The following is a 17,654-nucleotide window of genomic DNA, read 5'->3' as shown; positions in this document are numbered from 1 at the left end:
GCAGGTTCAATTATGGGTTCAAATATATTTGGCATTGGGCTATCTGCACTGAATGCAGCGCAACTGGGTATTACGACGACCGGTCACAATATTGCCAATGCATCAACACCCGGTTACAATCGTCAAACTATATTGCAGGCTGCGAATGAGCCGCAAAATCTTGGTGGTTCATTTATCGGGCAAGGTGTATCTGTTACCCAGATACAGCGCCAATACAATTCTTTTCTTGCTGGTCAGGTTAATGCTTCTCAGTCTGCAAAAAACCAGGCGGACGTGTATCTCACTCAAATCAGCCAGATCAATAACCTGGTTGCCGATCCGACAGCAGGTGTAACCCCCGCATTGCAGGATTTTTTCAAAGCATTTCAAAACCTTGCAGCCAGCCCTAATGGTACTGCAGGTGCTGCGGCGCGTCAGGCTGCCTTGTCATCTGCACAATCGCTGGCCGGGCGTTTGAATGGTCTGCAAACACGTCTCGACCAGATTGCTGCTGACGTCAATGGTCAGATCGGTACGACAGTTGGTGCCATCAATAGCTACGCGGCACAGCTGGCGAACCTGAATGATACTATTGAGAAAGCACAAGGTATATCAAGCAGCAGTAGTGGCCCGAATGATTTGCTTGACCAGAGAGATCAGATCGTTACTGAATTGAGCAAGCTGACCAAGGTCAGCGTGGTGCCACAGGGCGCAAAATACAATGTCTTCATTGGTAATGGTCAGCCACTTGTACTCGGTAGCAATGTCAATCAGCTGGCAGTGAGCCAGTCTCTGACGGATCCCACTCGTACAGAAGTGTCTTACCTGGCCAATGGTGTGCCAGTCTTATTGCCTGAAAACAGTTTTGCTGGCGGCAAGCTGGGTGGTCTATTCGATTTTCGTGCCAGCACGCTGGATGTTGCGCAAAACAGCATAGGCCGGATAGCGATAGGTCTTGCCACACAGTTTAATAATCAGCAAAAGCTTGGCCTGGATTTAAATGGGCAGGTTGGTGGTAATTTCTTTAGTGTTGCAGGCCCTGTGACTACCCCGAGTGCCCTGAATACTTCCACAGCCAGTATTAATGCCACCATTACCGATACCTCAGCCTTGACTACCAGCGATTATCGTCTGCAGTTTATAGGTGGCAATTATAAAATTACCCGTTTGTCGGATGGCGCGACGCAGTCTTCCGCGACCCTGCCTTTGAAATTTGATGGCATTAACTTTCAGTTAGCACCACCACCTGCGGCGGCTGTGCCAGCGGCTGGCGATGAATTTTTGATCAGGCCGACAGCGGCTGGTGGTTCCACTTTTGCAGTGACTATTCAAGATCCTGCCAAACTGGCAGCGGCAGCGCCTTTAACGACATCTTTCCCCACGACCAATACAGGCAGTGGCAAGATCAGCGTTGGTGTTGCCAATTCGCAGGTATCCTCTGCCAGTAACTCTGCTACTGCCACTATAGGGCCTGCGACTACCGATGATTCTTTCCTGGGCTCAACCTTGGCCGCACCAGTCAACCTGACCTTTGCCTCGCCAGCGAATACGATTTCCGGCTTTCCGGCAGGTGCAACGGTGTCCGTCAAAGTTGGTGCTGTCACGACCACTTACCCGCCACCAGCCACAGTGCCATACACCAGTGGGGCAACCATCAGTTTTAGCGGTATCAGCTTTGCGATCAAGGATGGTGCAGCACCACCAGCCAATGGCGACACTTTTACCCTGGCAGCAGCTTTGCCGGTAGCGGCAAGTACGCTGACCTATAACTCGGCTGGTAATACACTTACCGGTTTTCCTGCTACTACCAATGTCACTGTGACCAATGGCAGTGTATCGACTACCTATCCGGCAGGCACGGCAGTTCCTTATACCTCGGGGTCTACCATTAGTTATAACGGCATCAGTTTTTCTGTTTCCGGCAATCCAGCCAATGGTGATGTGTTTAACGTAGCCCCGAACACCAATGGCTCTGGTGATAACCGCAATGCGGTTATTTTGAGTAATTTGCAAACTAAAAATACTGTCGGTGGCAGTACTACGACTTTCCAGGGCGGCTATGCCCAGTTTGTCAGCCTGGTGGGTAACAAGGCTCATGAGCTGGAAATTACCAATGCCTCTGAAACAAAATTATTGGCCCAGAATATCACGGCCCAACAATCAGAATCCGGCGTGAACCTGGATGAAGAAGCAGCAAATTTATTACGTTATCAGCAAGCCTATCAGGCAGCAGGCAAGCTGATGCAAATTGCAAGTACATTGTTTGACTCCTTGTTGGCGTTGGGCAGATAGAGGTAATCATGCGTATCAGTACCAGCACTATTTATCAATCCGGCGGCGCCAGCATCAGTGATCTGCAGGTCGGCTTGAACAAGACCCAGCAACAGATTGCTGCAGGTCGTCGTATTCTAACCCCGGCAGATGATCCTATCGCGTCCGCACGTGCGCTGGTTATTTCGCAGTCAGATTCCATCAATACGCAGTTTGCGACTAATCGTCAAGCCGCCAAAAATAATCTCAGTACAGCTGAAAGTGCTTTGGGCAATGTCACTGATACGCTGCACAATATCAAGGCGCTGATTGTCCAGGCCGGTAATGGTTCTTATACAGATACTGAACGTGGATTTATAGCCCAGCAATTGCAGGGCAATCTTGACCAGTTGTTTGGCTTGGCCAACTCTACCGATGGCACGGGTAATTATCTGTTTTCCGGTTTCAATACAACGACAGCGCCTTATACAAAAGTAGCTGGTGGCGCTGCTTATAATGGCGACCAGGGGCAGAGATTTATCCAGGCAGATACTTCCAGGCAAATACCTATCAGTGGCCCCGGCACAGATATTTTTCAAAATATCCGCACTTCGGCTGGTCAGTTCAATGTGCAGTCCAATCCTTCCAATGTCGGGTTGGCGGTGGCAAATGCGACGATCAATGTACCGACTTCAGCAAATCTGACAGGTAATAACTACGAAGTTGCGTTTGATAATCTGGGTACTTCATTTACCGTGACAAATAAAACCACGGGTAATGTGGTGGTTCCATTGACACCTTATGTCAGCGGCGGGACGGTTACCTTTGATGGCATAGATTTGAATGTCACCAACGCTGGTGGCCCACCGGTAGTTGCACCTGGCCCTGGCGATAAATTCTCGGTGCAGCCAGGTAATCAGAATATTTTTGAAACTGTCACTGACATCATCAATGCCTTGAATACGCCTGCCAATACGGCTGCAGCAAAAAAAGACCTGAATGCCGCTTTGACTCAAGGTAATAATAATGTCGACAAGTCTTTGAATAATGTGCTGACAGTACGTGCCCAGCTGGGTACCAGCCTGAAGGAAATTGATGACCTGGACAGCGAGGGTGACGCCAAGGGCGTCGCCTTCAAGCAGGATTTATCTGCCTTGCTAGATCTTGATTATGCCAAGGCGATTACTGAACTCAACCAACAGCAAACTACCTTGCAGGCGGCACAGCAATCATTTGTCAAAACATCCGGATTATCATTGTTTGACTATATTCGTTGATTGTTTATTGGGTGATTCGAGTTTAAAAACAAAAAAGCAGCCTGGGGCTGCTTTTTTGTTGATGCTTTACCCTGATGCTTAAATTTTTTCCATGTCTTCTGCATCAAGCGCTATCACATGGGTTTGCATGATACCACGCTCGTCATGCCATTCGCGCACGACACAGGGCGCGCCTTCTTCATCCATGGCGATGACCTTGAAGAACTGGCCTATCATTGATTCAATCAGGATACGTTCATCTTCAGGGAAGCTCTTGATAAATCTTTTGTCGAGATTGACCACGCGGACGATATCGCCCACGACGACGGGTTGGTTCTTGCAATCGACAGCGGCTTGAGGTGCAGACATGGCTATTTCCGATAAATTATTTTGGATATTGTACTTGGTCTCTGCCATTCTGCAGCAGGCAAAATAAAAAGGCTTGATTGTTTCAAGCAATCAAGCCTTTCATTTTACGCTTCAGGTTTCAAATTTGGTCCTGCATCCTATGCTCAGGAAGTTTTCTTTTCCCGCGCAACCCAGTACAGGGCAAAGGCAATCAGCGCATAAGGAATCATGGACAGGGCATTCGCATTGGCACCTTCAAAGAAAGGATTGTTTGCAGTAGCCCAGTCACCGATTTTCTTGTCAAAATCGGTCAGGATACCCGCCGTGAATGCAATCACAATACCTGCCAGTGCGCCGCCTGCAATATAACCAGATGACAGCAAGACGCCGGAACTGCGGTCACCCGCCGCCTGTTTCTCTTCTTCACTGAGATGCTTATTATGTTCCAGCTTGTTGTTACGACGATCTACTGCCCAGCGTATCATGCCGCCGACAAACAGCGGAGCAGAGGATGACAGCGGCAAATACACACCAACTGCAAAGGCCAGCGATGGGATGCCCGCCATTTCCAGTACCAGCGCAATCATCACGCCAAACAGGACCAGGGTCCAGGGCAATTGTCTGTCCAGGATGCCCTTGATGATGTAAGACATCAGTACGGCTTTCGGTGCATCGTATTTCTTGACTTCAGTACCGTCAGGGCGTTTGTTGTAAGCACCATTGATACCCGGGTCAACCAGATAGACTGCCTTGCCTGCATTGTCGACAAAGTACTTACCGGCAGGGCCGCCAACATTGTCATTCTTGTGCCAGACTTTATATGTGCCTTTGTCTGTATCAGCTTGCGGGCCTTGCAGTTGTGCAGTGTCCGTCAATTTCGATGCATCTGTTTGCAGAGCCGGGGCAACTTGCGCTGCTGGTACATAGACAGTGCCGGAGTCATTCAACTTCAACAGGATAGGGCCAAGAATCAGGGCAGAAGACAGAGCACCAGCCAGAATCGCATACTGTTGCAAACGTGGCGTGGAACCGACGATGTAACCGGTTTTCAAATCTTGTGAGGTGGTACCGGCATTGCTGGAAGCGATACAGACAATCGCGCCGACAGACAGGGCAGTGACATAGTATTGACCACCAGTCCAGCCCATGATCAGGAAGATCAGGCAAGTGAACAGCAGGGTTGCTACCGTCATGCCAGAGATGGGGTTGGAAGAAGAACCTATCTCACCCGTCAAACGGGAAGAGACCGTAGCAAACAGAAAGCCGAATACCAGAATTAACAAGGCACCCAGGAAATTCATGTGCAGCGGTGTCGCAAATGTAATAACAGCGATGATGGCCAGCGCGCCAATCACTACCCACTTCATCGGGATATCCTGATCAGTACGCAATGGCGCAGTAGCGGCCGCAGCACCTTTGCCCAGGCCAGACAAGCCAGCCGACAGACTGCGCCAGATAGTAGGCATTGCACGCATGAGGCTGATCAAGCCACCAGCCGCAACCGCACCAGCGCCTATGTACAGGATATAAGCACCGCGCACATCATGTGAACTCATTTCACTGATGAGCTTGGTTCCGGGAGCCAGTGGCACACTCAATGCATCACCAAAGAACTTGATCATCGGTATCAGCAAGAGGTAAGACATGACACCACCGGCTGCCATGACCGAAGCAATACGCGGGCCGATGATATAGCCTACACCCAGCAATTCAGGAGATACTTCAGCACCCAGTGAACCACCTTTGAGTGGAGCACCGAATACAACTTCAGGCGTGTCTTTCCAACCTTTGAGTGCAACGTTGGCGATCTTGTACAGGAGACCAATACCAAAGCCGCCAAAGATAATCGCAGCACGTTTGCTGGCATCATCTGCTGCATTTGGATTGTTTTTTTCACCAGCAGCTTCGCGGGACGCGTCGGTTGCTGCTGCTTTCAAGACCTCGGCACAGGCGGTGCCTTCAGGGTATTTCAGTTCATCATGCTTTTCAACGATCATGGTTCTGCGCATGGGGATCATGAGCAAAATGCCGAGCAAGCCACCAAGGCAACCGACAAGCATGACGCGGGAAATTTCCAGGTCAAAACCCAGGATCAGGATGGCTGGCATGGTGACACCGAGGCCAAATGCCAGGGATTCGCCAGCAGAACCAGCGGTCTGGGTAATACTGTTTTCCAGAATGCTGGCATCTTTCGCGCCCAGTTTATTGCCCAGGCGGAACAGGGTGATGGCTATCACGGCTACCGGTATCGAGGCACTGACGGTCAAACCGACCTTGAGTACCAGATACAATGAAGATGCACCGAAAACCATACCAAGCAGAACACCCATGATCAGGGCTCTTGCGGTCATTTCGGGGAGATGGGCTGAGGCAGGGATATAGGGCTTGAACCCTGAGTCCGGCTTGGCAGCAGGCGTTGACATTTCTGTTGGCATTGGTCTACCTATTTGTTGTCAAAAAAGCTGAATAAGAGGGTGATCCATTTCAGCGCAGCGAATAAACAATCCCCCTCTGTCTCCTGAGGGGGATCGATGAAAAAACATAAATATTCGCGCATTATCACGCTTTTTTCAGCCTGTTTGCAATGCCATCCTTAAACTTGTTGCATCTCCTCTTGTTTACTCAGGCGTGGCAAGACCGTGATGCCGCGAATAATCGGGTTTTTTGCCGCTAATGTTGCCAGCAGCAAGGCCGCCACACCTGCAAAACCCAGCGCATAGCGCAAACCCATATGCTCACCCAGCCAGCCACCTATCAAGGCCCCAGGCCCTGCCGGTATCAATATCAGCCAGCGCATGGTACTGGTCATGCGGCCCAGCATGGCTTCTGGCGTAACTGCCTGGCGCAAAGCCAGGAAGTTGATAAAGATCAGCACGCCACCTATGGAGAAGCACATCAGCATGAAGCCAAATGCAGCGATACCCCAGTTATTGGCAGGTGCCAAAGCCAGCAAACCCCAGCCCAGGCCGCAGACTGCCACACCCAGCACCATGCAGGGGCCTGGCCCGATATTGCGGCTGATGCGGCTGCCATACACGCTGGCGATAATGGTACCCACACCCATGCCCATGTAGCTGAGACCAACTGCCTGTTCAGATAAACCCAGTTCACGCGTGGCAAACAGGATTTGCACGACCAGCGCAGCGTTATAGCAAAGCTGCCAGCCACCTACTGTCAGTGCCAGTGCAATCAGCAAAGGCTTATTGGCAACAAAGGATAAACCAGCTTTCAAATCACGCCAGAAATGCGCGTCTGCACGTGGTTCCCTGACTTCATTCACATGGATGCCGCGCAAGATCACGGCTGATGTCAGCAGCAAGATAGCATCAGCCAGCAAGGCTATTGGTGCACCTAGCAGTTTGATCAATGCGCCGGCAGTGGCAGGGCCTGCAACTTCAGCCCCAGAGGTTGCCAGGGCATTTTTTGCATGTGCTTCCACCAGTCGGTCACGCGGCACGATCTGTGTCAGCACGATCTGGGAAGCCGTACCTGCCGTGGTGTTGACCATACCTATCATGAAGCCGACTATATATAACCATGTCATGTTCAGATAACCCAGCCACCAGGCCACAGGCACGCTGGCGACCGAAATGGAGATCATGATTTCGCCGACTACATAAACCGGCAGCTTGCGTACCCTGTCCAGCCAGACGCCAGAAGGTAGCGACAGCAAGACGAAAGGCAGGATCTCCATGAAGGTCAGCATGCCCATCTGTGTGGCACTGGCGTGCAGCAAAATAGCTGCAGTCAATGGCAGCGCCAGCATGGTGACCTGGGCACCAAATGAGCTGATCAGTATCGAAGTCCAGAGACGCCGATAGACAAGATCGCGTAATAAATCCCGTTCCGGGAGTGAAAACATGTCTAAAATTTTATTTTTCATGATGAGCAATACAATAATTTGCCCGTGTCTTTATTCTTGACGAGATGAATAGCAGTACACAGGTCTGGGCGTCTATGCGCAACCAGGATGTAGCAAAAAGCAAAGATGGATGATAACTAATGCCTGATTTGGCTTGGTATAGCTGAGCAAACTGGGTCAGCGACTACTACCGTATCATCGGAGCATCTGGCGAATAGCGCAGATTAGTCGAATTGGTCTAAATATTTGTACTATTCGGACTATTCGAACTTAATGGGGCTTGGGGCATGCGCAAAGCTACGTCGCCAGTGCTGAAAAGCCTGGTTGCACCACGGTGTTACTAGTGACGCTGTAGTTTGAAAGTGCATTTACCCGAGTCCTGAGGGTTGAAAGTGAATGAAAATTAAGGAGCGTCATAGATTTTTATTGACGCGCAGTACAGATAGATTGTATTGCTCTTCATAAGTTCCCGCTAGTGAAAAAAATATGATGTTTGAAAAACCTGTAGTCATGATTGACTTTGAAACCTCCGGCATGTCACCAGACCAGGGAGGGCGCGTTACCGAAGTGGCAGCCTTGCGCATCGTCGGTGGTGAAATAGTTGACCGCTACGTCAGCCTTATCAACAGCAATGTGCGTATTCCTTACTTTATTACTGAATTGACAGGCATTACCCAGGCCATGGTCGATAAGGCACCGCCAGTATCTGAAGTATTGCCTGAACTCGTGGAGTTTATTGGCACTGATACACTGGCTGCCCATAACGCCAGTTTTGATGAAAAATTCTTATTGGCCGAGAGTGACAGATTGGGTTTATGGCCTGCCCATGATGGCGTGATTTGCTCCGTCAAACTGGCGCGCAGAGTCTTCCCTGGTTTGAGCACTTATTCACTGGGGCCATTGGCAGCTTCCATGGGCATACGTTTCAAAGGTTCTGCCCATAGGGCAGAAGCAGATGCGGAAGTGGCATCTACCCTGATGCTGCGTATTGCCAGTGAGCTGGGACAGCGTTATGGCTATTCCACAATTGACCCGCGCCTGCTGCAGGATATTAACAAGCTGGCAGCGGTAAAGGTGCCAGCATTTTTGAAAAAGCACCGAGCGGCTGAGATTGCTGCTGATGCTGCCCCCGTGCCTTTGATAAAAACCAAGGGTGTGCAACGTTTTCGCCACTACAAAGGCGGGATTTATGAACTGGTGTGTGAGGCAACGCAAGAATCTGACTTAAGCCCTGTCATTGTTTATCGCGCCCATGATGGTTCCATCTGGACCAGACCCAGGTCCGTTTTTTTTGAAATGCTGCTGATCAATGGCGCAGAAGTCATGCGCTTCACTCCCATCAAGGAATAAAAAAGCGGGCACATTTCATTGTGCCCGCCTTGCCTGTCGCTTTTCTTGTTATGCCGGTTCTGCCTGTGCAACCGGGCTTGCTGCTGCCGATGCCTCCTTGGCAGGTCCATCGGTAATCAGTTTGCGCAAGACAGGGATCAGAATGATGAGGACGATGCCCACGCCGACACTACTCCAGCCCAACAAGGAGAAGATGTAGTTATAGGTTGGATTGGTGGATGAGGCCAGACCCTCGGTCGCTTCAGGTATCAGGCCTGAAAATTTGCTGGCCAGGATAGATGCTGTGCCTGTTACCAACATCCAGGTGCCCATCATCACGCCCTGATACTGGCGCGGTGCAAGTTTGCCTATCATGGCATAACCGATAGGTGAAATGAGCAGCTCAGCAATACTTTGCAGGATGTAGCTGATGAATATCCATTTGAAAGCCACCAGGCCATTGCTGGCAGCAGTTGCTATACCTATGGGCAGAACCAGGAAACCAAGGCCGATGATAATCAGTGCAGCAGAAAACTGGCGCGGGATATCAATATTCCAGCCCTTGGCACGCAGCTTGTCAAACAGCATCGCCATCAGTGGGCCGCCAAACATGATGACAAAGCTATTGATATTCTGTATCCATTGCGGCGCAACTTCATAACCCCAGACCATGCGATCTACATTACTGACCGCAAACAGTTGCAAACCCATCGGGGCCATTTGATACAGTGTCCAGAATACCAGTGAACCTATGGTCAGCAAGACATAGGCCGTCATATTATTGCGTTCGCGTGGTTCTTTGTGGATGGCAGTCAGGATAATGAAGATAACTGCAATCGCGATGCTGATGATCATGACCAGGTTACCTGTCATTTCTGCACGGTGCAGCATGAATTCAACCAGCGGCACAAGGCCAACCATAACAGCCAGTCCCACCATGAAACGCATGCGGAACTGGTTTGCCGTTGCATCCAGCAGTGTTGTGTTCAGATCGCATAACCTGCGCCAGTTAACCGCTGCCAGCACGATGGCCATGAAATTGCCTATGGTGGCGAAGATGAAGAGGCTGGCATAGTCCTCTTGCAACTGGTAATAACCGGCTGCGGTGAAGCCAATAAAAAAGCCCAGGTTCATGCCTGCATAATTCCACAGGAAGGCGCTTTCACGGCGATTGTCTTCAGGCTTGAAGCGTTGCGTCAGCATGAGGTTCAGGCAGGTGACGTTCAGGCCACTGCCCGTCAGAAAGAAAGCCAGACCCCAGTACATTGTCGCCGACGTACCCATGGAGATAGTCGCGCAGCCTATCACTTGCAAGATCATGCCGCCAACAAACAGGTTGCGGTTGCTGATAAAACGACCGGCCAGATAACCACCAAACAAATGCAGACCATAATTGAAAGCGCCAAACACACCCATGATGGCCGTGGCATCCTTGGCGGTGAAGCCCAGCTTCTTGGTGGCATATAGCACCAGGGTGGAATACAGTACGGCAAAACCCAGGGTGGCGAAAATCTGTATGAAAAAAAGTGCGCCTGCGCCTTCGGGTACGGCAGCCAGTCTTTGTTTGATGGTGGACAAGGTAGTCTCCAGAGTGGTGGTCTGGCAGGCATTGTAATGCAAAGAAATGCTGGAAATAAGACAATTTGTATAGATAATTTCTATGAGAAAGGTCAAAGTCAAAATCATGCGAAAATGACTCATTAATAAGTTCACATCACAGCCAGATAACAGGAAAACATAGCAAGCAATGGACAGCATAGATCTCGAAGTACTCAAAACCTGTGACGCCTGGATCAAGGCGGGGCAGCCCTGCGAACTGGTCACTGTCATCAAGACCTGGGGTTCCAGCCCAAGGCCCGAAGGCGCGACATTGGCTATTGCAGGCAATGGCCAGGTAGTAGGTTCTGTCTCTGGCGGTTGCATAGAAGACGATTTGATAGAAAGAGTACAGCGTGAAGGCATGCAGCGTCATTTGCCAGAGATAGTCACCTACGGCATTACCGCGGATGAAGCCCACCGTTTTGGCCTGCCCTGTGGCGGCACGATAGAACTGGCAATAGAACCTTTATCTGCACGCAGCCAGCTTGATGCCTTGCTGCAGGGCCTGCAAAGACATGAATTGCTGGCCAGACGCCTGGATTTGCGCACCGGGGAGGTGACACTCGCAAAGGCTGATCCGGGCCAGCAATTACAGTTTACTGATGAAGCTTTGATAACAGTGCATGGGCCGCGCTGGCGCTTGCTCATCATAGGGGCAGGGCAGTTGTCACGCTTTTTGGCCAGTATTGCAGTCGGCATGGATTATCAGGTCACGGTTTGCGACCCGCGTGAAGAATACCGCAGCGGCTGGAAAGTCGAAGGTGTGCAACTGATTCATGCCATGCCCGACGACCTGGTGCTGGAAATGCAGCTGGATAGCCGCAGTGCCGTGGTCGCCCTGACGCATGACCCCAAGCTTGATGACCTGGCGCTGATGGAGGCTTTGAAGTCCGATGCTTTTTATGTCGGTGCCATAGGCTCGCGCATTAACAATGCCAAACGACGTGAGAGACTAAAAGAGTTTGATCTCAATGACGAACAACTGGCAAAACTCCATGGCCCCATAGGCTTATATATAGGCAGCAAGACCCCGGCAGAGATTGCGATTTCCATACTGGCTGAATTGACGGCGGTAAAAAACCGCATACTGCTGCCTGCAGAAGTGAATGTCGCCCATGCCAAATCCACGCTTGCCTGATTTTTTGAAGAAAGAATAGTGAAAAAACGATGACTAACTACGCTTTTCGCCTCTTGAATGTGTTTGCAGAAGAAACTCTTGGCGGTAACCCACTTTGTGTATTTGAAAATGCCACAGGCATGTCGAATGAGCAAATGCAGGCCCTGGCCCTGCAATTCAATTTGTCTGAGACTGTGTTTGTATTGCCCTCAGAAACTGCTACTGCAAGAATGCGCATCTTTACGCCAGATACAGAGATGCCTTTCGCTGGGCACCCCAGCCTGGGTGCGGCGCAGGTGGTTGGCAGCCCCAGTAATTCCAGCCAGATTACGCTTGAGTGCAAGGCGGGCCTGGTCGATCTGCGTCTTGAGAATGGCATTTGGACACTGACCACACCGCACAAAGGCGAACCTGTGGTCAAAGCCAGTGGCCTTTCTGCCGCGCAAGCAGCTTCTTTGCTTGGGCTGGATGAAAGCGATATTCATTCTGTGCCGCTGTGGATCAACACTGGTAGCGAACAAATGCTGCTACCTTTGAATTCAATGGATGCAGTTTTACGTGCCGCGCCAGATGCCAGCAAGCTGCCTGTCTGGCCTGCCAATAGTCTGGGGCGCAAGTCTGTCTATGTATTTGCCTTTGATGAGCCTGTGGCAGGGGATGAGCGCCTGTCCGTAACGGCGCGTTATTTCTTTGCCAGGCAGGGCGGCGGCTTTGCCGAAGACCCGGGCACAGGTTCTGCCTGTGCCAACCTGGGAGGCTGGTGGCAGCATCAGGGGCGTGATTTACCCATCAGCATGCGCATAGCCCAGGGTGCACAAGTCAGGCGTCCATGCCAGCTTTACCTGGATGTGGCAACTGACAGGAGTATACGGGTAGGTGGCAAAGTGATAGAAATTGCACAAGGCCAGCTGCAAATCTAGAAAAATTCTTCTGAATCGGACTTAAATCAAGCTGAACAGCATATAAATAGACATAAAGCACGGGAAGAGCAGGCGTAAATCCTTTAAAATAGCGACTTCATTCATTTGCACTGAAAAACCAGTGGCCCTAAGATTTTGCGTCTGTGGCCCGGTTCAGGATATTCCCCTATGAGCATGTCTACTACCCAGGAAATCGTTGCCGAATTGCGCGCTGGCCGCATGGTGATACTGGTTGATGAAGAAGATAGAGAAAACGAAGGCGACCTGATCATGGCTGCCGAGTTTGTCACACCAGAAGCCATCAATTTCATGGCCAAGTTTGGCCGTGGCCTGATTTGCCTGACTTTGACAGAAGAACGTTGCGATCAGTTGAACCTGGCCATGATGACCAGCCGCAACGGTACTTCCTTTGGCACCAACTTTACGGTGTCGATAGAAGCAGCAGAAGGCGTGACCACCGGTATCTCAGCCGCTGATCGTGCCCGCACGGTACAGGTTGCTGTTGACAAGAAGTCCACTGCTGCTGACATCGTCCAGCCTGGCCATATTTTCCCGCTGAAGGCGCAAAGAGGCGGCGTCCTCATGCGTGCTGGCCATACCGAAGCCGGTTGCGACCTGGCAGAACTGGCTGGCCTGACACCGGCATCCGTGATTTGCGAAATCATGAAGGATGACGGCACCATGGCCCGCCTGCCTGATTTGATCGAATTCGCCAAAGAACACGATATGAAGATAGGGACGATTGCCGACCTGATTCATTATCGCAGCCAGACAGAGAGCATAGTTGACCGCGTGGCCGAGCGTGAAATGCATACCGTGCATGGCAGCTTCAAGGCCCTGGTGTATCGCGACAAGCCCAGTGGGTCTGCCCATTTGGCGCTGGTGCATGGCGATATCAGCCGTGAAAAAGAAGCACTGGTACGTGTGCACCAACCGGTATCGATCATAGACTTGCTGGAAAGCCAGGCTACCACGCATTCATGGAATGTCGCGGCGGCCATGGCAGCTATCAAGAAGGCAGATTCTGGCGTCATCGTCCTGCTCAATTGCGAAGAAACTGCCGAGCAGATGTTTGACCAATTCAAGGCACTCGATACGCCAGAAACCAAGCCAGCAGGCCGTGCCGCACGCATGGACTTGCGTAACTATGGCATAGGTGCACAGATTTTGAAGGATGTGGGCGTGGGCAAGATGAAATTGCTGGCCAATCCACGTAAGATGCCGTCCATGACAGGATTTAATCTTGAAGTTGTTGGGTATCTCGATAAGCCGTGCGCAGACAAATAAGGATGAGAGTGCCGGGCCGCAGCAGTGTCACCAGCGGTCTTTTTAGTGCATTTTCATCACTCACATCACATCAGGCGCGAAAAACGCAAGAAAGAATATTATGACCGTTGGACATTACGAAGCAAATCTGGATGGCGCAGGCGTACGTGTGGGTATCGTACAGGCGCGTTTTAACGACAATATCGGCAAGGGTTTGCTGGATGCCTGCCTGGCTGAATTGTCATTGCTGGGCGTACTCAATGAAGACATCCTGCACGTAACTGTGCCCGGCGCACTGGAAGTGCCGCTGGCCTTGCAAAAACTGGCAGAAACCAATCAGTTCGATGCCCTGATCGCCCTGGGTGCAGTCATCCGTGGTGAAACCTACCATTTCGAGTTGGTATCGAATGAATCCGGTGCAGGTATTACCCGTGTGGGCCTGGATGCTGGCATCCCTATCGCCAATGCCATCCTGACCACAGAAAATGATGAACAGGCTGAAGTGCGCATGCAGGAAAAAGGCCGCGATGCCGCCCGCGTTGCCGTAGAAATGGCCAACCTGACCCTGGCCCTGGAAGAACTGGCAGAAGCTACAGAAGACGTGCACTATGATGCCTGATCGTCTTGTTCAGGTTCAACTTGTGCTTAAATCAGTTGAAGCGCAAGTTTGAGCCAGAGTAGATGATCGCCAGTTGTATTAAGTAAATTAAGTAAGAGAAGATATGAATAATAAAACCCAACACGCCAATCCCAGCAAGAACCGTTCGCCACGCCACAGGGCGCGCGAATTTGCCTTGCAGGGCATGTACCAATGGCTGCTGAATAATGAAGATTCCGGCGCGATTGAAGCTCATATCCGTGAAGCTCACGGTTTTGACAAGGCTGACAGAGAGCATTTTGACTCCCTGCTGCATGGTGCTATCAAACAATCCATAGAATTGCGCGAGCAAATTGCGCCCTTGATCGATCGTAGTATTGCGGAATTGTCACCGATCGAACATGCGGCCTTGCTGATCGGTGCCTATGAATTGAAGAACCACATAGAAATCCCTTATCGCGTCGTCATCAACGAAGCGGTAGAGTTGACCAAGTCCTTTGGTGGTCTGGATGGTCACAAGTATGTCAATGGTGTACTCGACAAGCTGGCAGCAAAACTGCGTGCGACTGAGGTTGCAGCGGGTAAATAAGTTACTGACTAAGTTACTGACCATATTTGTAAAAGTATCTACCGCCTTATTTTGAAAGATAAATAAGGCGGTTTTTTTTTAGCCTGTGTTTTTAGGAAGTGCCATGCATCAAAATCTCGCAGCAAGACTGGACAATATCGCCCCTTTTCATGTGATGGAACTCATGAAAATGGCGGCAGAACTGGAAAAGCAGGGCCGTCATCTCGTTCATATGGGTATAGGCGAGCCAGACTTTACAGCTCCGCAAGCGGTTATCGATGCTGCCGCCAAGGCCATGGCAGCAGGGCGTTTGCAATATACCTCTGCCCTGGGTTTACCTGCATTGCGCACGGCGATATCGCAGCACTACCGTGATGTGTTTGGTCTTGACGTGCCAGCTTCCCGCATTATTGTGACGGCTGGAGCATCGGCTGCCTTGCTACTGGCATGTGCCGCGCTGGTCGAACCGGGCAGGGAAGTGCTGATGCCTGACCCTTGCTATCCCTGCAACCGCCACTTTGTTGCGGCATTTGAGGGCAGGGCAAAACTCATCGCCAGCGGGCCTGACCACCGCTTTCAACTGACTGAAGAAATCGTCCGCCAGCAATGGGATGGACGCAGCAGCGGCGTTTTGCTGGCTTCTCCATCGAATCCTACCGGCACGTCCATTGAGCATGAAGAACTGGGCAAGATCGTCGCTGCAGTAAAAGAATTGGGTGGCTTCAGCATCGTTGATGAGATTTATCAGGGACTGACTTATGATGGCGCACCATTTTCTGCCCTGTCGCTGGATGAGGATGTGGTCGTCATCAATAGCTTCAGCAAATATTTCAATATGACGGGTTGGCGTCTTGGCTGGCTGGTGGTGCCTGAGCGTATCGTGCCTGCACTGGAAAAGTTGGCGCAAAATCTGTTCATCTGTCCGTCTTCGATTGCACAGTATGCTGCCCTGGCTTGCTTCGAGCCTGCGACTATCGCCATTTATGAAGAGCGCAAGGCAGAATTCAAGCGCCGCCGTGACTACATCGTGCCAGCATTGCGTGAGCTTGGCTTTGGTATTCCAGTTATGCCCGATGGTGCATTCTATGTATATGCCGATTGTTCCAGATTTACTGACGATGCAGATGCTTTTGCCAAACAGGTGTTGAACGAAGCCGGTGTGGTGATCGTGCCGGGATTGGATTTTGGTCCAGCGACAGCGACATCGTATGTGCGTCTGTCGTATGCCAATTCATTGGAGAATTTGCAGGAAGCAGTTGCAAGGTTGAAGAAGTTCCTGGCTCACAGATAATTATGCTAGGGGCGTCAGGAAGTGAAAAAGCCACCTGATCAAAATTCAGGTGGCTTTTTCAAAAGAACAGGAACGAGCAGGATTACAGTGCTGCGACCTGGTCTTTTTTCGTTTCTACTGTCAATTTAGCTTCTGTAGCATCAGGCTTGTGTACCGGAGCCGCTTCGATAGGACGGGCTTGCACAGGTGCTGGTGCAGGGGCACTAAAGAAGGTAGGCACATTTTTACCTGCTGATACATCTTTCAGGCGCTTGTATTCATTCAATACACGGGCGCCATAACCAGAATCATTGTCGGCATCGGCTGCACCTACATACATCTTCAGGCCAGCTTCAACAGAGCCACCACGGGTGACATAGTCTTTCAATATCAAAGCACCAACTCGGATATTGGCAACAGGGTTCAGGGCGGCTTTAACGCCACCAAGATCCTGAAACTTGTCGTGATGTACTTTTGACATAACTTGCATCAAGCCTTGCGCTCCTACCGGGCTTTCAGCAAAAGGATTCAAGCCGGATTCTATCGCCATAACAGACAGAATCAGCAAAGGATCAATCTTGATTTCCTTGGCGGTCAGATAAGCTGCAGATACCAGCATGTTGGTAGCATCGGTAGCCACGCGGTAGCGTTTGGCCAGCCAGGTGGTTACCCATTGTTGCTGGCGTGTGTTGCCCATCATTTTTGCTTCTTCTTCAGATGTGCTTGTTTTTTGCAAATTGCTGTCAGAATCAGCCTGGCCTGGTGCTTGCATCAAATGGGCAAGATTAGGTGCTGGTATAGCTGCTACGGCTTCCGCGGGCTCTTCGCCTGCTTCAGCATAGGGTGACAAACCTTTGAATTTGTCGGTAAGTTCAGGTTTGACATACATCGTGACCAAAACGGTCATTGCAATGATGCCAGCGAGTGTCAGCAGGTTGCGCAGGGTGGTGAATAAGCCACTGGTTGTATCACGCGCTACCATGGAGAGCGCTTTGCGCATGTCCATTGAAGAAAAACTACTTTGTTGTACAGCTAAAATAAAACGTTGAAACATTCTTACCTCCTGAATCTTCGCGATGCGTCATTCAACTTACTTAAAAGCCAAACACAGTGCGTACTTCCGCGAATCAGAAACATCGTCCCCGTCACAAGTGTGATCGTGAGACGCCGGAGCCGTTTGTCAAATCAGGTCCGTCGAACCTGTTCATGGTGTGTCCAGTGACAAACAACTTTTTTCGGGATAAGGCAGACGCCTTTTGAAAACAATCCTTACAATGTTATGTTGGGGCCCG

General features: G+C 50.7%; 14 protein-coding genes. 9 read left to right on the top strand and 5 right to left on the bottom strand.

What is annotated here, in order from left to right; all coding sequences use genetic code 11:
• Positions 1-12 precede the first annotated feature (12 nt).
• Positions 13-2,271, top strand: a complete 2,259-nt coding sequence (gene flgK, locus AC07OI_RS23730; RefSeq protein ID WP_495258922.1) for a flagellar hook-associated protein FlgK — start codon at positions 13-15, stop codon at positions 2,269-2,271.
• 8 nt (positions 2,272-2,279) lie between these two features.
• Entirely contained in the window at positions 2,280-3,506 is a 1,227-nt protein-coding gene (gene flgL / locus AC07OI_RS23725; RefSeq protein ID WP_492705859.1) for a flagellar hook-associated protein FlgL, read from the top strand.
• Between the two features lie 78 nt (positions 3,507-3,584).
• Here the strand turns inward: flgL and AC07OI_RS23720 are convergent, their stop codons facing one another.
• From AC07OI_RS23720 to AC07OI_RS23710, 3 genes are all read right to left on the bottom strand, one after another.
• Entirely contained in the window at positions 3,585-3,854 is a 270-nt protein-coding gene (locus AC07OI_RS23720; protein ID WP_422952091.1) for a hypothetical protein, read from the bottom strand.
• A 143-nt stretch (positions 3,855-3,997) separates the two neighbouring features.
• Positions 3,998-6,268, bottom strand: coding sequence for an OPT family oligopeptide transporter (locus AC07OI_RS23715; protein WP_495258921.1), 2,271 nt, complete (start codon positions 6,266-6,268; stop codon positions 3,998-4,000).
• Between the two features lie 158 nt (positions 6,269-6,426).
• Complete coding sequence (locus AC07OI_RS23710) at positions 6,427-7,695, bottom strand: MFS transporter (RefSeq protein WP_492705863.1); 1,269 nt, start codon at positions 7,693-7,695, stop codon at positions 6,427-6,429.
• Between the two features lie 486 nt (positions 7,696-8,181).
• Here AC07OI_RS23710 and AC07OI_RS23705 point away from each other — a divergent pair, with 486 nt between their 5' ends.
• A complete protein-coding gene (locus tag AC07OI_RS23705) occupies positions 8,182-9,045 on the top strand; it encodes a DUF1653 domain-containing protein (protein WP_495258920.1) in 864 nt (287 codons plus the stop codon).
• Between the two features lie 48 nt (positions 9,046-9,093).
• Here the strand turns inward: AC07OI_RS23705 and AC07OI_RS23700 are convergent, their stop codons facing one another.
• Positions 9,094-10,710, bottom strand: a complete 1,617-nt coding sequence (locus AC07OI_RS23700) for a peptide MFS transporter (protein ID WP_495258919.1) — start codon at positions 10,708-10,710, stop codon at positions 9,094-9,096.
• 61 nt (positions 10,711-10,771) lie between these two features.
• Between AC07OI_RS23700 and AC07OI_RS23695 the strand changes: the two genes are divergently transcribed.
• The 6 genes from AC07OI_RS23695 to AC07OI_RS23670 all read left to right on the top strand — a co-directional run bounded on the left by AC07OI_RS23695 (position 10,772) and on the right by AC07OI_RS23670 (position 16,383).
• The gene (locus tag AC07OI_RS23695; protein WP_492705869.1) at positions 10,772-11,761 is read left to right on the top strand and encodes an XdhC family protein; all 990 of its coding nucleotides are present in this window, start codon (positions 10,772-10,774) and stop codon (positions 11,759-11,761) included.
• Positions 11,762-11,790: 29 nt separating this feature from the next.
• Entirely contained in the window at positions 11,791-12,660 is an 870-nt protein-coding gene (locus tag AC07OI_RS23690) for a PhzF family phenazine biosynthesis protein (RefSeq protein ID WP_495258918.1), read from the top strand.
• A 168-nt stretch (positions 12,661-12,828) separates the two neighbouring features.
• Positions 12,829-13,947 carry a bifunctional 3,4-dihydroxy-2-butanone-4-phosphate synthase/GTP cyclohydrolase II gene (ribBA, locus tag AC07OI_RS23685; protein WP_492705872.1) on the top strand — a complete coding sequence of 373 codons (1,119 nt, stop codon included), beginning with the start codon at positions 12,829-12,831 and terminating at the stop codon, positions 13,945-13,947.
• 100 nt (positions 13,948-14,047) lie between these two features.
• Positions 14,048-14,545 carry a 6,7-dimethyl-8-ribityllumazine synthase gene (gene ribH, locus AC07OI_RS23680; protein ID WP_110253023.1) on the top strand — a complete coding sequence of 166 codons (498 nt, stop codon included), beginning with the start codon at positions 14,048-14,050 and terminating at the stop codon, positions 14,543-14,545.
• Between the two features lie 103 nt (positions 14,546-14,648).
• Complete coding sequence (nusB, locus tag AC07OI_RS23675; protein ID WP_492705875.1) at positions 14,649-15,113, top strand: transcription antitermination factor NusB; 465 nt, start codon at positions 14,649-14,651, stop codon at positions 15,111-15,113.
• Positions 15,114-15,216: 103 nt separating this feature from the next.
• Positions 15,217-16,383, top strand: coding sequence for a pyridoxal phosphate-dependent aminotransferase (locus AC07OI_RS23670; protein ID WP_495258917.1), 1,167 nt, complete (start codon positions 15,217-15,219; stop codon positions 16,381-16,383).
• Between the two features lie 82 nt (positions 16,384-16,465).
• Here the strand turns inward: AC07OI_RS23670 and AC07OI_RS23665 are convergent, their stop codons facing one another.
• Positions 16,466-17,368, bottom strand: coding sequence for a transglycosylase SLT domain-containing protein (locus AC07OI_RS23665; protein WP_495259056.1), 903 nt, complete (start codon positions 17,366-17,368; stop codon positions 16,466-16,468).
• Between the last annotated feature and the right edge of the window lie 286 nt (positions 17,369-17,654).

This window comes from Undibacterium sp. GW821-FHT07F11 (assembly GCF_059418665.1).
The sequence above is the reverse complement of the archived record's forward strand: the minus strand, read 5'-3'. Positions and strand labels throughout refer to the sequence as shown.

Coding starts and splice junctions, on each gene's coding strand:
- flgK (WP_495258922.1), top strand. CDS start 13: ATGGGTTCAAATATATTTGGCATTGGGCTATCTGCACTGAATGCAGCG.
- flgL (WP_492705859.1), top strand. CDS start 2,280: ATGCGTATCAGTACCAGCACTATTTATCAATCCGGCGGCGCCAGCATC.
- AC07OI_RS23720 (WP_422952091.1), bottom strand. CDS start 3,854: ATGTCTGCACCTCAAGCCGCTGTCGATTGCAAGAACCAACCCGTCGTC.
- AC07OI_RS23715 (WP_495258921.1), bottom strand. CDS start 6,268: ATGCCAACAGAAATGTCAACGCCTGCTGCCAAGCCGGACTCAGGGTTC.
- AC07OI_RS23710 (WP_492705863.1), bottom strand. CDS start 7,695: ATGTTTTCACTCCCGGAACGGGATTTATTACGCGATCTTGTCTATCGG.
- AC07OI_RS23705 (WP_495258920.1), top strand. CDS start 8,182: ATGATGTTTGAAAAACCTGTAGTCATGATTGACTTTGAAACCTCCGGC.
- AC07OI_RS23700 (WP_495258919.1), bottom strand. CDS start 10,710: ATGATTTTGACTTTGACCTTTCTCATAGAAATTATCTATACAAATTGT.
- AC07OI_RS23695 (WP_492705869.1), top strand. CDS start 10,772: ATGGACAGCATAGATCTCGAAGTACTCAAAACCTGTGACGCCTGGATC.
- AC07OI_RS23690 (WP_495258918.1), top strand. CDS start 11,791: ATGACTAACTACGCTTTTCGCCTCTTGAATGTGTTTGCAGAAGAAACT.
- ribBA (WP_492705872.1), top strand. CDS start 12,829: ATGAGCATGTCTACTACCCAGGAAATCGTTGCCGAATTGCGCGCTGGC.
- ribH (WP_110253023.1), top strand. CDS start 14,048: ATGACCGTTGGACATTACGAAGCAAATCTGGATGGCGCAGGCGTACGT.
- nusB (WP_492705875.1), top strand. CDS start 14,649: ATGAATAATAAAACCCAACACGCCAATCCCAGCAAGAACCGTTCGCCA.
- AC07OI_RS23670 (WP_495258917.1), top strand. CDS start 15,217: ATGCATCAAAATCTCGCAGCAAGACTGGACAATATCGCCCCTTTTCAT.
- AC07OI_RS23665 (WP_495259056.1), bottom strand. CDS start 17,368: ATGGACATGCGCAAAGCGCTCTCCATGGTAGCGCGTGATACAACCAGT.